This window comes from Leisingera sp. M523 (assembly GCF_025141335.1).
Taxonomy (GTDB): Bacteria; Pseudomonadota; Alphaproteobacteria; order Rhodobacterales; family Rhodobacteraceae; genus Leisingera.
Map to the genome: position 1 here is coordinate 1,865,706 of NZ_CP081036.1, position 14,377 is coordinate 1,880,082.

The 14,377-nt window shown below is 61.1% G+C and carries 15 protein-coding genes; 9 read left to right on the forward strand and 6 right to left on the reverse strand.

The window, feature by feature from the left end; genetic code table 11:
- Nucleotides 1–35 precede the first annotated feature (35 nt).
- Nucleotides 36–1,217: an ammonium transporter gene (locus K3557_RS09200; RefSeq protein ID WP_259999258.1), complete on the forward strand. Its 1,182-nt coding sequence runs from the start codon at nucleotides 36–38 to the stop codon at nucleotides 1,215–1,217.
- Between the two features lie 85 nt (nucleotides 1,218–1,302).
- On the opposite strand, the gene tmpT is transcribed toward K3557_RS09200, so the two are convergent.
- Entirely contained in the window at nucleotides 1,303–1,944 is a 642-nt protein-coding gene (gene tmpT / locus K3557_RS09205; protein ID WP_259999260.1) for a thiopurine S-methyltransferase, read from the reverse strand.
- 95 nt (nucleotides 1,945–2,039) lie between these two features.
- Nucleotides 2,040–2,486, reverse strand: coding sequence for a type II toxin-antitoxin system RatA family toxin (locus K3557_RS09210; RefSeq protein WP_259992401.1), 447 nt, complete (start codon nucleotides 2,484–2,486; stop codon nucleotides 2,040–2,042).
- Nucleotides 2,487–2,560: 74 nt separating this feature from the next.
- On the opposite strand from K3557_RS09210, the gene hpt reads away from it, so the two are divergent.
- Complete coding sequence (gene hpt, locus K3557_RS09215; RefSeq protein ID WP_259992403.1) at nucleotides 2,561–3,106, forward strand: hypoxanthine phosphoribosyltransferase; 546 nt, start codon at nucleotides 2,561–2,563, stop codon at nucleotides 3,104–3,106.
- A 254-nt stretch (nucleotides 3,107–3,360) separates the two neighbouring features.
- Nucleotides 3,361–3,690, forward strand: coding sequence for an RcnB family protein (locus K3557_RS09220; protein WP_259999262.1), 330 nt, complete (start codon nucleotides 3,361–3,363; stop codon nucleotides 3,688–3,690).
- Nucleotides 3,691–3,693: 3 nt separating this feature from the next.
- Here the strand turns inward: K3557_RS09220 and K3557_RS09225 are convergent, their stop codons facing one another.
- Together K3557_RS09225 and lipA are read right to left on the reverse strand one after the other, a co-directional pair.
- Nucleotides 3,694–4,836 (reverse strand): amidohydrolase, encoded by a 1,143-nt coding sequence (locus K3557_RS09225; RefSeq protein WP_259999264.1) that lies wholly within the window; start codon nucleotides 4,834–4,836, stop codon nucleotides 3,694–3,696.
- The gene (lipA, locus tag K3557_RS09230; RefSeq protein WP_259999266.1) at nucleotides 4,833–5,786 is read right to left on the reverse strand and encodes a lipoyl synthase; all 954 of its coding nucleotides are present in this window, start codon (nucleotides 5,784–5,786) and stop codon (nucleotides 4,833–4,835) included. The genes K3557_RS09225 and lipA overlap by 4 nt, the downstream gene beginning before the upstream one ends.
- 209 nt (nucleotides 5,787–5,995) lie before the next feature.
- Between lipA and K3557_RS09235 the strand changes: the two genes are divergently transcribed.
- Both K3557_RS09235 and K3557_RS09240 read left to right on the forward strand, forming a co-directional pair.
- Nucleotides 5,996–6,910, forward strand: coding sequence for a hypothetical protein (locus K3557_RS09235; protein WP_259999268.1), 915 nt, complete (start codon nucleotides 5,996–5,998; stop codon nucleotides 6,908–6,910).
- A gap of 186 nt (nucleotides 6,911–7,096) precedes the next feature.
- Complete coding sequence (locus K3557_RS09240; protein WP_259999270.1) at nucleotides 7,097–7,645, forward strand: peroxiredoxin; 549 nt, start codon at nucleotides 7,097–7,099, stop codon at nucleotides 7,643–7,645.
- Between the two features lie 72 nt (nucleotides 7,646–7,717).
- Here the strand turns inward: K3557_RS09240 and K3557_RS09245 are convergent, their stop codons facing one another.
- Entirely contained in the window at nucleotides 7,718–8,824 is a 1,107-nt protein-coding gene (locus K3557_RS09245; protein WP_259999272.1) for a helix-turn-helix domain-containing protein, read from the reverse strand.
- A 233-nt stretch (nucleotides 8,825–9,057) separates the two neighbouring features.
- Here K3557_RS09245 and K3557_RS09250 point away from each other — a divergent pair, with 233 nt between their 5' ends.
- Complete coding sequence (locus K3557_RS09250) at nucleotides 9,058–9,417, forward strand: DUF6477 family protein (RefSeq protein ID WP_259992418.1); 360 nt, start codon at nucleotides 9,058–9,060, stop codon at nucleotides 9,415–9,417.
- Nucleotides 9,418–9,432: 15 nt separating this feature from the next.
- Here the strand turns inward: K3557_RS09250 and K3557_RS09255 are convergent, their stop codons facing one another.
- Nucleotides 9,433–10,977: a trimethylamine methyltransferase family protein gene (locus K3557_RS09255; RefSeq protein WP_259999273.1), complete on the reverse strand. Its 1,545-nt coding sequence runs from the start codon at nucleotides 10,975–10,977 to the stop codon at nucleotides 9,433–9,435.
- Nucleotides 10,978–11,220: 243 nt separating this feature from the next.
- Between K3557_RS09255 and guaA the strand changes: the two genes are divergently transcribed.
- The 3 genes from guaA to K3557_RS09270 all read left to right on the forward strand — a co-directional run bounded on the left by guaA (nucleotide 11,221) and on the right by K3557_RS09270 (nucleotide 14,308).
- On the forward strand, nucleotides 11,221–12,789 hold the full coding sequence (guaA, locus tag K3557_RS09260) for a glutamine-hydrolyzing GMP synthase (protein WP_259999275.1): 1,569 nt from the start codon (nucleotides 11,221–11,223) through the stop codon (nucleotides 12,787–12,789).
- A gap of 107 nt (nucleotides 12,790–12,896) precedes the next feature.
- Nucleotides 12,897–13,436, forward strand: coding sequence for a YdcF family protein (locus tag K3557_RS09265; protein WP_259999277.1), 540 nt, complete (start codon nucleotides 12,897–12,899; stop codon nucleotides 13,434–13,436).
- Nucleotides 13,436–14,308: a DMT family transporter gene (locus K3557_RS09270; RefSeq protein WP_259999278.1), complete on the forward strand. Its 873-nt coding sequence runs from the start codon at nucleotides 13,436–13,438 to the stop codon at nucleotides 14,306–14,308. The genes K3557_RS09265 and K3557_RS09270 overlap by 1 nt, the downstream gene beginning before the upstream one ends.
- The last annotated feature ends 69 nt before the right edge of the window (nucleotides 14,309–14,377 follow it).

A 14,377-nucleotide genomic window follows, 5' to 3' on the forward strand; every position in this document is an offset into this window, starting at 1 on the left:
ACCTCACCGGTTTTTCAAGGGGAAGGAACACTCGGATGAACGGAGCGGATACCGCATGGATCATTGTGGCCACGGCCCTGGTCCTCTTCATGACATTGCCAGGGCTGGCGCTGTTTTATGGCGGCCTGGTACGTGCCCGCAATGTGCTCAGCGTCTTTATGCATTGCTACGCCATTGCCTGTTTGATGAGCGTTCTGTGGCTCGCATTCGGCTACACAATTGCCTTTGGCAGCGGCACGTCCGGCCTGTGGGGCGGACTGGACAAAATGTTCCTGAACGGTGTCACCGCCGACAGCCTCTCAGGCACATTGCCCGAGGTTCTGTTTTTCGCCTTTCAGATGACATTTGCCATCATCACGCCCGCGCTGATCGTCGGCGCCTATGTGGAGCGGGTGGGCTTTGGCTTTGTCCTCGTGTTCTCCGGCCTCTGGATGCTGCTGTGCTATGCGCCGGTGGTGCATTGGATCTGGGGCGGCGGTTTCCTGGCCGATGGCGGTATCTTCGGCGAAACGGGGGTGAAGGACTTTGCCGGCGGCATCGTGGTGCATGAAACCGCAGGTATCGCAGCGCTGATCATCGCCTTCTACCTTGGCCCGCGTAAAAACCGCACCATCCCGCCGCACAATCCCGGCTATGTAATGATTGGTGCTGCAATGCTGTGGGTCGGCTGGTTCGGCTTCAACGGCGGCTCGCAGCTGGCCGCTGACGGCGGGGCCGCAATGGCGCTGACCGTAACCCATCTTTCAGCCGCCACCGCCTCGCTCAGCTGGGCATTGTGGGAAAAGATCAAATACGGCAAGGCCTCCCTTGTGGGTCTGGTCACCGGCACCATAGCGGGCCTTGCCTCGATCACCCCAGCCTCCGGCTTTGTCGGCCCGGTGGAGGCGCTGATCATCGGGGCCGTTGCAGGTGTCCTGTGTCAGGAAATGGTCAATCTGGTGCGCAACAAGATGCAGATCGACGACACGCTGGATGTGTTTGCCGTGCATGGCGTCGGTGGTATCTTTGGCACTATCATGATCGCCGTCTTCGGCGCCGGCACCTGGGCCGCGCAGCTGGGCGGGCTGGCAATTGTCGGCCTCTTTACTGTGGTTGTGACCATCGTGCTGGTGAAAATCTCCGCTTTCATCACGTCTTTGCGCGTAGATCTTGAAAGCGAGACCAACGGCCTCGATCTTTCAGTTCATGGTGAGCGTGCGTACGACATGAACAGCTGACCCCGGCTATGACGCATGCCGCCACTCACGGCAGACGGTGCAATTTCCGCACCGGGCGGGTCCCTTCGGGGGCCCGTCTTGCGTTCTAAACCAGCGGTTTCAACAGCCAGGCCTGTTCCAGCGCGTTGCAGCGTTCACCAATGCGGCCGTCAGCGGCACGTTCCTCTATCAGGGTGATCGCATGCCTCTCCCGATACAATGCTTGCACGGTTTCACCCGGCACCGAAAACGGCGGGCCTTCCATCAAGGACTGATCATAGTCAAATCCGACCAGAAACTGCTGCGCACAGCCAGTAATGCGGTTGAGTTGCACAGCATATGCCTTGCGGTCCTCAGGCTTGACCGCAACCAGCGCCGCCCGGTCGTAAACCGCATCCACTGTGCCCAGATGCTCTGCCGTCAGCGCAAAGAAGTCTCCCGCAAAAAGGGTCAGACCGCCCGCCTGGAAACGTATAAGGTCCCCTTGCCGGATCACCTCAGGCTCCAGACCCTGGCGGGCAAAAACTTCCTCAACAGCGCCCTGATTGAACTCAATCCCGGATACCTGCAGCCCTTGGCCGCACAGCCAGTCCAGGTCCAGTGCCTTACCGCAAAGCGGCACAAAAACCGAGTGGCCCGCGTGTAAACCCAGCTTTGGAAAATGCTGCGTCAGCAGGGTGTTGGGCGCGTCTTCGTGAAAGCCGATCCGGTTCTCGCGCCAGCGCGCCTGCCAAAAGTCCTGTTCCATCCCGGCGCACCCCTTCCTGATTGATATTGAGACCAGCCCCGATACAACTTCAAGCCCGCCTCAAGTCAATTCAGAAATGCCGGTCAAAGTTCGTATCAGTTGTACAGCTCCGCCGCCCGGCGTTCAAAAGCGCGCACAATGCGCTGCATCGCCTCGTTGAAGACCACGCCGATGATGCCCTGCAGCACCGCGTTCTTGAATTCGAAATCAACAAAGAAAGACACATCGCAGGTGCCGTCCTCGCGCGGGGCAAAGGCCCAGTGGGACTTCATGTAGCGAAATGGGCCGTCCAGATATTCGGTATCGATCTTACGCTCACCCGGATACAGCGTCACCCGGCTGCCAAAGCGTTCACGGAACACCTTGAAGGAGATCACCAGATCCGCCTCCAACACCTCGGCCTCGCCGATCGGTGCGCGGCTGCGGATGCGGGCGGCGGAGCACCAAGGCAGGAATTTCGGGTATTGCGCAACGTCGGCAACCAGATTGTACATCTGCTGCGCCGAATAGGGCATCTGGCGGGTTTCCGAGTGTGTGGGCATCGGCCTGCTGATTTTCTGCTACAATTGTGCCGCGTCATGTCCTATGAACGCGCGGGAAATTCAAGGGGGCAGCCATGTCACAGCGTCCATATGTCATTGATGTGATGATCTCGGCCAAGGCCATTGCAGCACGGATCGAAGAGCTTTGTTCAGAAATTCATAGTGAATTCGCAGGCACCGACAAGCTGGTCGTGGTTGGCCTGTTGCGCGGCAGTTTCGTGTTCATCGCCGATCTGGTACGCGAGCTGGACCTGCCGATCGAGGTCGATTTCCTAGAGGCGTCCTCTTACGGCGACGCAATGGAAAGCAGCCGAGAAGTGCGCATTCTCAAAGACTTGCGCGGCGCTATTGAAGGGCGCGACGTGCTGGTGGTCGAGGATATCGTCGACACCGGCCACACGCTGAACCATGTCACCCACCTGCTGCAAAGCCGTAATCCGGCGCGGCTGAAATCCATTGCGCTATTGGACAAACCATCCCGCCGCGAGGTGGATTTCCGCTCGGATTGGGTGGGGTTTGAGATCCCGGACGAATTTGTCGTGGGCTACGGGATCGACTACGCGCAACGCAACCGGAACCTGCCGCATATTGGCAAAGTGCGGTTCACGGACGAGGGCTGATCCGCTTCCAGCCCGACGCACCCCAAGAGTTTTGCATTCCTGCGGCCTGCACAACCGCCCGCAGGTTCATGGCGCCCGCATATGCAGCAAAGCCACAATCCGCAGAAAAACGCACCCGGCCAAGCTGCGCAAAGAAAACGGCGCCGGACCGCCGGTTTCCGCCCGCTTTCGGCGCTTTCCGGCGCAGCGGATTTGCCTTTTCCGTCAGCCTTGATCATCTGTGAGCCCAAAGCAGTGATCACAGGAAACCCGCAATGCAAAAGACCGCGATAGTGGCCGCAATTGCAGCAGCAAACCTCGCCCTTGCCCCCGCCGCGACCCTTGCCGGACCGAAAAAACAGGCGCCGGGCCACAACAACAGTGCCGCCTATCATGCGCCCGGCCAAGTAAAAAAACGCCAGGCAAGGCAAGGCCATATCCAGGGCGGCGACTGGATTTATGTAAAAGACTATGATCGCTGGGGCCTGAATCCGCCGCGCGACGGTCACCGGTACGTGCGTCAGAACGGCAAAATCTATGAGGTCGTGAAAGACACCCTTGCCATTATCGGCGCGGTTGCTGTTGTCGACGCGCTGCTGAAGTAACGCTCAGCCCAGCAGGTTTCTGACCGTCTGCAGGAAAATCCCGGCCCCGGCCGGGATCGCCGCATCCGGGAAGTCGTAATCCGGATTGTGCAGCTGCGGCTGATCCACGCCGGAGCCGAGCCAGAACATCGCCGCTTTCGCCTGTTTGCCGAACTGGCCGAAATCCTCGGACCAGCGCTGCGGGTCGTCGCGCACCTGTGCCGGGCACCCCGCCGCTGCGGCAGCCGCACGCAGAACCGCGACCGCCTCGGGATGGTTGGTGCAAGCGTCAAAGACGTCATCAAATTCGATTGAAAATGTCAGCCCTTCCGCGGCGCAGGCCTGTTCCACATGCGCCGTTGCAGCAGCAATCAACTGCTCCATGCGGGCATCGGTGACGGTGCGCAGCGTGGCCCAAACCTCGCCATAGCCAGGCGCAATGCCAAAAGCGGCCTCGCCCAGCCGCGCGTGAGTCAGGGTGACTAGGGCAAACTCCGGCCCCAGTTCAGCGCCGCTGCCCAAATCCGCCAGGCCCGGCAGCAGCTGCGCTATGGCACCGGCGGGTGACACCCCGTCCTGCGGCGCGGCAGCGTGGGAGGTCTTGCCAGTGAGTCGGATCCGCATCCCGCGGGAGGCGCAGTTGGCAGAGCCCGCGCACAATCCCACCTGCCCCACCGGCAGCCCCGGCAGGTTGTGCAGTGAGAAGGCATAGTCCGGTGCGACTTGCTGAAACGCGGGATCACCGATCACCGCTGCAGCGCCCTTGCCGGTTTCCTCGGCCGGCTGAAACAGCAGCACCACCCGCCCCTTGGCCGGGCGGCTGGCGGAGAGGTCCTCTGCCAGGGCAGCAACCATGGTCATATGGCCGTCATGGCCGCAAAGATGGCCGCGGCCCTGATGGGTGGAACGGTAGGGCTGATCCGAGAGTTCTTCGATCGGCAGGCCGTCAAGCTCGCAGCGGATCAGAACGGTGGGGCCGTCGGAAATGCCGTCAAAAACCGCGGCAACCCCGTGGCCGCCCAGCCCGGTCAGCAGCTGATCCGGTTCAAAATGGCGCAGGTAATCCGCCACCATGGCGGCGGTCTTTTCCTCGGCGCCCGACACTTCGGGGATTTGATGCAGTGCATGGCGTAAGGCGCGGAGCCGCGCCAGACGCTCGGGCGTCATGCAAGCCCCAGCTTTTTGTTGCGTGCTTCGCGCAGGCGGGCAAAATCATCACCGGCATGGTAGGATGAGCGCGTCAGCGGCGTTGCCGAGACCATCAGGAAGCCCTTGCCATAAGCGGCTTTCTCATAAGATTTGAATTCTTCCGGCGTCACGAAACGGTCCACCGCATGGTGTTTCGGCGTCGGCTGCAGATACTGGCCGATGGTCAGGAAGTCGATGTCTGCAGCGCGCATGTCGTCCATCACCTGTTTCACCGCCTGCGCATCCTCGCCCAGGCCAACCATGATGCCGGACTTGGTAAACATCGACGGGTCCAGTTCCTTGACCCGCTGCAGCAGCCGCAGCGAGTGGAAATAGCGGGCACCGGCGCGGACCTCCGGGTACAGGCCCGGCACGGTTTCCAGATTGTGGTTGAAGACGTCGGGACGTGCCTCGACGACTGTTTCCAGTACCGAGGGATCGCATTTCAGGAAATCCGGGGTCAGGATTTCGATAGTGGTTTTCGGTGAGCGATGGCGAACGGCGCGGATGGTCTGGGCAAAATGCTCGGCTCCGCCGTCTTCGATATCGTCGCGGTCCACCGAGGTGATGACAACGTGGTTCAGCCCTAGCTTTTGCACCGCATCCGCCACCCGGCCCGGTTCAAACACGTCCAGCGCCTCGGGCGGCTTGCCGGTCGCAATGTTGCAGAAGGAGCAAGCGCGGGTGCAGACCTCGCCCATGATCATCATGGTGGCGTGACCCTGGCTCCAGCATTCGCCGACGTTGGGGCAGCCGGCCTCTTCGCAAACCGTGGTCAGCTTGTTGTCGCGCATGATTTTATGCGTTTCCGCATAGCCCTTGCCGCCCGGCGCCTTGACCCGGATCCAGCTTGGCTTTTTGGGCTGAGCATTGTCGGGACGATGCGCCTTTTCAGGGTGGCGCTGCTCCGGGATCTTTAGGTCTCTCACGTGGGTTTCCCTTCCGGCCTTTGGCGTTCTGCGCAGGTTTAACATAGCTGAATTGGCTTGGCACGGGCATATCGTCAACCCTGCCCTGCAGCCTTATCATGGCTCAAACTTCGCAAATGCGCCGTTTTCCTTTGCCAAAGTGACGCTGGGGAACACATAATTCACGCGAAGCAAGAAGATTTCGCCGCAAATCATTCAGGGAGGGACGGATGGCCAAGGAGCTGGAAAAGTTCAAAGCAGAGCATAAAAAGCTGGCTGCAGGCACCAAGACATACACCACCGCTGAGGGCGACAAGCTCAAGAAACGGGTTGGGATTTCCCTGGGCAATGCCTGGGAGGGCGAGGATTATTTCCGCGAAAGCCTGGCCAAAGCGCGCAAGGACGGGGTCAAGTCCAAGAAGATGGCGGACCTGCAAAAGAACAAAAACTTCAAGGACGGGCTGACCACCTGGAACAAGGCGGTGGATATCCATCAGGAAGAGCTGGATGCCATGCTGGGCTTTTGCGGCGACGCCAAGGCGCATCTGGCGAAGCTGGACAAGCTGCTGGCCGAGATCACCAAGGATCTGAAAAAGCGGTCCAAGACGTCAGCCTCGAAAAAAGACATCGAGGCGCTGCAGGGCGTGCTGACCAAGGAAGCTGCCGAAGTGAAGAAAGCGGTGCAGTATGAGGGCAAGCTGAACGCGGCCCAGAAATTCTATGCGGCGAATTTCCAGAAGAACGTGGCCAAGATTCTGAAAGAAAGCGACGACTCTCAGGACAAGAAGCTGGATGCAACCGAGCTGCCGCAGCTGTTGGTGGACCGGAACCTGAAGAAATACACCAACCGGGTCGGGGCGCTGGTAAAGGCGATCAACGCCCATTGCGTGTCGGCCATCGAAAAGGCCGGGCAAGATCTGAAGGCAGCAGCGCCGGATCTGAAGGCCGCAGCAGCGAAATACAAGGACTTGAAGAAGATCAACGACCAGTACCAGACGGTGAAAAAGAAGTTTCCCGGCATAATCAACGATTCCAAGGACAAGAAGAAGCTGCTGGCCACATTGAAGAAATTCAATGATCTTACCACGGCGGCCGAGCGTAAGCTGCGCGGAACCACAGTGACAATAAAGAAGGCAGCGGCCTGACCGGTAGCACCTCTCCTGATGGCATTAAAACCCGCGCCCGGTGTGCCGCCTTTTGGCTCCCGGATGGCGCATCTGCGGCGTCTTGTCCGGAACCTTCACAACTTGCTCACGGACTTGTTGATACCCGCTTAGAATCGTTTTAAGCCTGCCCGCCGAACGAACACCCACCTTCAGGAGCATTCCGAAATGAAAGCTGGCGTTAAGCTGCCCGACGTGACCTTCCACACCCGCGTCCGTGACGAAGCGGTCGAAGGCCCGAACCCCTTCCGCTGGGAAGACAAAACCACCGATGATTATTTTGCAGGCAAGCGCGTTGTGCTGTTCTCGCTGCCCGGCGCCTTTACCCCCACCTGCTCGACCTACCAGCTGCCGGGCTTTGAAAACGGCTTTGCCGATTTCCAGGCCGAAGGCATCGACGCAATCTATTGCATGTCGGTGAACGACAGCTTTGTGATGAACAAATGGGCCGAAGCGCAGAACCTGGCAAACGTGGACGTGATCCCCGACGGCTCCGGCGAATTCACCCGCAAGATGGGCATGCTGGTCGCCAAGGACAACCTGGGCTTCGGCAACCGCTCCTGGCGCTATGCCGCCATCATCGACAACGGCGTTGTTGAAGCATGGTTCGAAGAGCCGGGCCTGTCTGACAACCACGGCGATGACCCCTATGGTGTCTCCTCGCCCGAGACCGTGCTGAAGCACCTGAAAGAAGCCAAGGCTGAAGTCGCCGCCTAAGGCGTTGCCAATTCAGGCAGTTTAACGGGTCCGCCAAATGCGGGCCCGTTTTCCTTTGCCGGGCTTGCGCGGTCAGCCGATCAGCTCAGCCTCCTGCGCGCTGGTCTCGCCGTAGTAATCTGCCAAATGCTGCAGGGCGATACGCAGCACCACCTTGCCCGACCGGGCCGGCCAGCCCAGATTGCGTTCTGCTGTTTCCAGCCCTTCCAGATGGCAGCAACAGCGCAGAGCGATATCGCTCAGCCCCATGCCCAGTGTCTGAAGCGCCTCTGTCATGCGCTTGCGCGCCGCAGCCCCGGCTTCCTGGCTGCTGCTGCGCAGCGCTTGGCTGCCGTTCGTAAAATACAGCTTCTCCTGCATCAGATGGCCGCTGATCTGGGCCAGCTCAAAATCCTCCCGCAGGCGCTTGCCGGCGCTGATCATGCCCGGGGTCAAAAAGGAATTGCCATCCTTGTCCGACAGCCGGGCCAGCATCTCCAGCGGCGTTTCGGATCCGCCGTAGCGCGGCTTGCGGCCATAACTGGATTTGCCGCTGTCTTCGGGTGCCAGAAACGGCGTCTGGGCTTCGGCAAAGCCGCCCTCCAGACGGGCCCGCGCCCGGTTCTCCTGATCGGCAATAATCCGGTTCAAGGCGCTGCGCCCTGATGGGGTGATGGCATACCGGCTGATCCGGCTCCGGCGGGCACAGGAAATCCAGCCGGTCAAAGCCAATGCACCGGCCAGCGGGCGCGAAACGGCCACTTTCTGCCCGTCCGCCTCGGTGCCTTCGCGCACGACCACCGCCATTTCCATGCCCTCGGCCGCAGCCAGAACCGCACCGCCGCGGCTCAGCAGGGTCAGGACACTGGCCGCCTCCTGTTCGAACCCGGCGGTCAATCCCCGTCCCGCCGGTTTGCCCGGGCTGGTGCCGGACTTACTAGGTTTTCCGGACTTGCTGGGTTTTCCGGACTGGCCGGAAGATGTCTGGTAACGCCCGGCAAGGTAGGTCAGAACTTCGTCGATCAGCGGATCATCCCGCAAGGTCTCTACCCGCCTGACCTGCCGCAGGATGGTGGAAGGATGACACCCGGCCTTGCGGGCCAATTGCCGGATCGGGCGGCCTGCCTCTGTGTGCTGAAGGTAACGGCATGTCTCAAGCGGCACCCAGCCAGGCAGGGACGCGTGCGGTATGTTTTGCATATATCAAGCCCCGGTCGTCAGCCAGGCCAGCCTGTCAGCCGCAATCAATAGCGTCTGAGGCTTTTCCACGTACGCCTGACTGTAGTTGAACAAATGCGCGGATCAGGCCCCATTGTTTCCAGAGAAAACATAATCATCACAAAACGTACCGTTCGCCGGTAGCCCCCTCGCCGCAACACCACAATAGGTTGTGATATAGCAGATCCGGTACAGAGAATTGAAAGGAGAGGACCATGCAGGACGTATACACCCGGCTTACATTGCTCCGGCGCCCGCGGATTCTGGCAAGGGCTGCCCGGCTGGGGGCGCAGAACTATAGCCGGCAGCGGGATCTGCGCCGGATTCTAGGGTACGGGACCCTGCCCAAGCCGGCCGCGGCCGTAATGCAGCTCCTGGAGCTGGAAAGCGCGCAAGACACCGCACGCAAGGCAGGTGAAGCGGGATACTCGCTGATCCGGCATGTGGATGTGCTGATCGCGCTGGCGGGCGAAGCCGCTTTCCTGCGCAATACTGCGACCCGGCCAAAAACAGAAACGGCGGCCCCGCGGGACCGCCGTTCTGCTGCGGCAGAGGCGGCTGCCCCCTGCCCCTAAGCTGTAGCTGCGCGATTACATGAACGCGTCGGGCATCGAAGCTTTCTTTTCAGCCACATACTCGTCCAGAGCCATTTTGATGGCCGGGTCCAGCGCCGGCTGCTCGTAAGTGGCCAGCAGTTTCTCGACGCGGTTGGTCGCCAGCGCATAGGTGTCGCGCGCGCCTTCTTCTTCCCACTGTTCAAAGGGTTTGTAGTCGAGCAGTTCGGACTTCCAGAAGGCTGATTTGAAGTTCTCCTGGGTGTGGGCGCAGCCCAGATAGTGGCCGCCGGGTCCGACTTCGCGGATGGCGTCCATCGCCTGGGCGTTTTCGTCCACCGACACGCCTTTGGCCAAGCCGTGCAAAACGCCCAGCTGGTCGGCGTCCATCACGAACTTCTCAAAGTCGGCGACCAGGCCGCCTTCGAGCCAGCCGCAGGAGTGCAACTGGAAGTTCACACCCGACAGAAGACCCATGTTGAGCGAGTTCGCGGTCTCATAGGCCGCCTGCGCGTCGGGCAATTTGGAGCCGCAGAAAGAGCCGGCCGAACGGTACGGCAGGTTCATGCGGCGGGCCAGCTGACCGGCGCCATAGGTGATGTGCGACGCCTCCGGGGTGCCGAAGGTCGGCGCGCCCGAGTTCATGTCGATCGAGGTCACCATGGCGCCGAAGATCACCGGCGCGCCTGCGCGGCACAGCTGGCTGTAGGCGACACCGGCCAGAACCTCGGCCAGAACCTGCGTGAGGGTGCCCGCAACCGACACCGGCGCCATGGCGCCGCCAACGATGAAGGGCGAGATGATGCAGGCCTGCATGTTCTTGGCGTAGACTTCCAGCGAGCCCATCATCACATCGTCGAAAGTCATCGGCGAGTTGATGTTGGTGAGCGAGGTCATCACGGTGTTGTTCTGCACGAACTCCTTGCCGAACAGAATGCCGGCCATATCGACCGAGTCCTGTGCCCGGCTGGGTTCGGTAACCGACCCCATGAACGGTTTATCGCTGAGGGTCATATGCGCCATCAGCATGTCCAGGTGGCGCTTGTTCACCGGGATATCGGTGGGCTCGCAGACGGTGCCGCCCGAGTGATGCAGCCATTTGGACATATAGGCGAGCTTCACGAATTTGTTGAAGTCGTCCATGGTCGCGTAGCGGCGTCCACCAGCAGCGTCGCGCACAAACGGCGGGCCGTAGACCGGCGCCAGCACCATGTTGCGGCCGCCGATGACCACGGATTTCTCCGGGTTGCGGGCGTGCTGGGTGAACTCGGACGGAGCTGTTTCGCACAGCTTGCGGGCCAGTCCGCGGGGGATGCGCACGCGCTCGCCGTTGACATCTGCACCGGCTTCGCGCCAGCGCTCCAGCGCCGTCGGGTTGTCAACGAAGTTGACGCCGACCTCTTCCAGGATGGTATCCGCGTTGTATTCGATGATCTCCAGCGCTTCCTCGTTCAGGATCTCGAAGTTCGGAATGTTGCGCTCAATGTACTTCGCGGTCTCGATCTTGACGCTGGTGCGTTCGGCGCGGCGGGCGGCGCCGCCGCCACCCCGTGCGCGACGGCGCGGTGCTGCTTCTGTCATGGTTTATCCTCACCACAGGCATTTCATTGCGATGGGTATTATAGCCACCTCACACCACGCCGCCGCAGGATTACGGCCATTCAAGTTGAAAAGCGACATTGGCGGGGCATTTTGCACCGTGGCTGTGAACTTTCGCATACCCTGGCCAGGTTCAGGACCGGTCTGCCGTGAAAATCGCGGCTGCGGGCCGGCGCAGGCTCAAACCCTCTTGCGGAAAAGGCTTTCCTGCCCTATGGCGCGTGCATGACAGAGACATCCCATGACCGCCTTCTCATCATCGACTTTGGCAGCCAGGTCACGCAGCTGATTGCACGCCGCCTGCGCGAGCTGAACGTCTATTGCGAAATCCACCCCTATCAGAATGTCACCATGGAGTTTGTGCGCGAGCTGGCGCCCAAAGCTGTGATCTTCTCGGGCGGGCCGGACAGTGTGACCCGCGAAGGGTCGCCGCGTGCGCCGCAGGAGATTTTCGACTATGGCGTGCCGATCCTGGGCATCTGCTATGGCCAGCAGGTGATGATGCACCAGCTGGGCGGCAAAGTGGAAAGCGGCCACGGCACCGCCGAATTCGGCCGCGCCTTTGTGACCCCCACCGTGGAGACACCGCCGCTGCTGGAAGGCTGGTTTGCCAACGACAGCGACCGCGAGCAGGTCTGGATGTCGCACGGCGACCACGTCAGCAAGATCGCACCGGGGTTTGAAGTCTACGGCACCTCTCCCAACGCGCCTTATGCCATCACCGCCGATGTCAGCCGCAATTTCTATGCGGTGCAGTTCCACCCGGAGGTGCATCACACCCCCAACGGTGCCAAGCTGTATGAGAATTTTGTGCGCCTGGCGGGTTTCAGCGGCGACTGGACCATGGGCGCCTACCGCGAACAGATGATCGAAAAGATCCGCGAACAGGTTGGCGACAAGCAGGTGATCTGCGGATTGTCCGGCGGCGTGGACTCCTCGGTAGCCGCAATCCTGATCCACGAGGCGATCGGCGACCAGCTGACCTGCGTGTTTGTCGACCACGGGCTGTTGCGCAAGAACGAGGCGGAAGAAGTCGTCGCGATGTTCCGCGACAACTATAACATCCAGCTGATCCACGCCGATGAGCAGGAGCTGTTTCTGGGCGAGCTGGATGGGCAAAGCGACCCGGAAACCAAACGCAAGATCATCGGCAAGCTGTTCATCGACGTGTTCCAGAAACACGCCAACACGATTGAAGGCGCCGAGTTCCTGGCGCAGGGCACCCTGTACCCGGATGTGATTGAATCGGTGTCGTTCTCGGGCGGCCCGTCAGTCACCATCAAGTCGCACCACAACGTGGGCGGCCTGCCGGAGAAGATGGGGCTGAAACTGGTTGAACCCCTGCGCGAGCTGTTCAAGGACGAGGTCCGCGCATTGGGCCGCGAACTGGGCCTGCCTGCAAGCTTCATCGGCCGTCACCCCTTCCCCGGACCGGGCCTGGCGATCCGCTGCCCCGGCGAGATCACCCGCGAAAAGCTGGAGATCCTGCGCGAGGCCGATGCGATCTATATCGACCAGATCCGCAAGCACGGTCTATATGACGATATCTGGCAGGCTTTTGTGGCAATCCTGCCGGTCCGCACCGTGGGCGTGATGGGCGACGGTCGCACCTATGATTTTGCCTGCGCCCTGCGCGCGGTGACGAGCGTGGATGGCATGACAGCCGATTACTACCCCTTCAGCCATGAGTTCCTGGGCGAGACCGCCACAAGGATCATCAACGAGGTCAAGGGCATCAACCGCTGCACCTATGACATCACCTCGAAGCCGCCCGGCACCATCGAGTGGGAATGATCCGGCGGATCACAAAATTGGCCCAGTGGTTTGCTGCCGCTGGGCTTTTTACATTTTTGGCGGTGCTTTGCTGGACCTTCCTTTGGCCAGACAATGATCCAGCGGAATTGCCCGCAGCGAATGCAATCATCTGCCTGGGCGGCGGCATGACCGCAGATGGCTCCCTGCACGCACCGACGCAAAAGCGGGTTGAGACCTGCGCCCGGCTTTACCACGCCGGGCGGGCACCGCTGGTGGTGTTCACCGGCGGGCGCGCGATTCCGGGCGGCCCGTCTGCGGGCGCGCAAATGGCGCAGCTGGCGCAACAGTTCGGTGTGCCGCCAGACGCCATCCTGATCGAGCCTGAGTCGCAATCGACCCTGCAGAACGCGCTGTTTTCCTTGCCGCTGCTGCCCGTATCGGAAAACCTGATCCTGGTGAGCGAGGCCTTTCACCTGCCCCGCTCCTGGGCGTCCTTCCGCTGGGCCGGAGCGCGCCGGCTGCAGCTTGCAGCATCTGAAAATGTGCGCCGGGATCCAGAAACCCGCTGGCCCAGCTTCAGTATTCTCTTGCGGGAAACCGCTGCGGTCTGGTTCAACCTGTTCAGGGCCGCCGCATGGAGCGCTGCCTCCACCGTGGATTTGCAAAACGATGATTGGCTGCACTGATGACTGACACCGCCAAAGCCGCCCTTTGGATGATCGGAGCCATTGTCTCATTCTCTGCCATGGCCATTGCGGGCCGCGAGGCCGGGCTGACCCTCGACACGTTCGAAGTCATGACCTACCGCAGCCTGGTCGGGGTGATCATCGTGGTGGCGCTGCTGACGGCGACGGGCAAATGGCATCAGGTCAGCCGGGCGCGGCTGGGCGTTCACGCTGTGCGCAATCTGTTCCATTTCACCGGCCAGAACCTGTGGTTCCTGGCGGTGACGCTGATCCCGCTGGCCCAGGTCTTTGCCTTGGAGTTCACCTCGCCGCTGTGGGTGATTATCCTGTCGCCGCTACTGCTGGGGGAAGTGCTGACCCGGCGCCGGATGCTGGCGGCGGCGATCGGCTTTGCCGGCATCCTGATCGTGGCCCGCCCCAGCCCGGACACCCTGAACCTGGGGATCGGGGCCGCAGCCAGCTGCGCGATCTTCTTTGCCCTCACCGCGATCCTGACCAAACGGCTGACCCGGCACGAAACAACTGCCTCAATTCTGTTCTGGCTCACCGCCATGCAGCTGGTGATGGGCCTGCTGGCGGCAGGCTGGGACGGCGACATGGCCTTGCCGGACGCCACCACCCTGCCCTGGCTGGTGCTGATCGGCATTGCCGGGCTGACCGCGCATTTCTGCCTGACAACCGCGCTGTCGCTGGCGCCTGCCAGCGTGGTGGTGCCGGTGGATTTTGCCCGCCTGCCCGCCATCGCCATTCTGGGCATGGTGATCTATGGCGAAGCGCTGGATGCCTGGGTGCTGAGCGGCGCCGCTATCATTTGCATTGCAAATTACCTTAATATAGTTGCGAAGCGGTCCCCTGAAACCCTTGGGAATTGATCGAATCCGGCAAGTTGCCGTGCGGTTAATGTTGATTTGCGGAATTCGGCCCGATTACGTTTGCGTAAA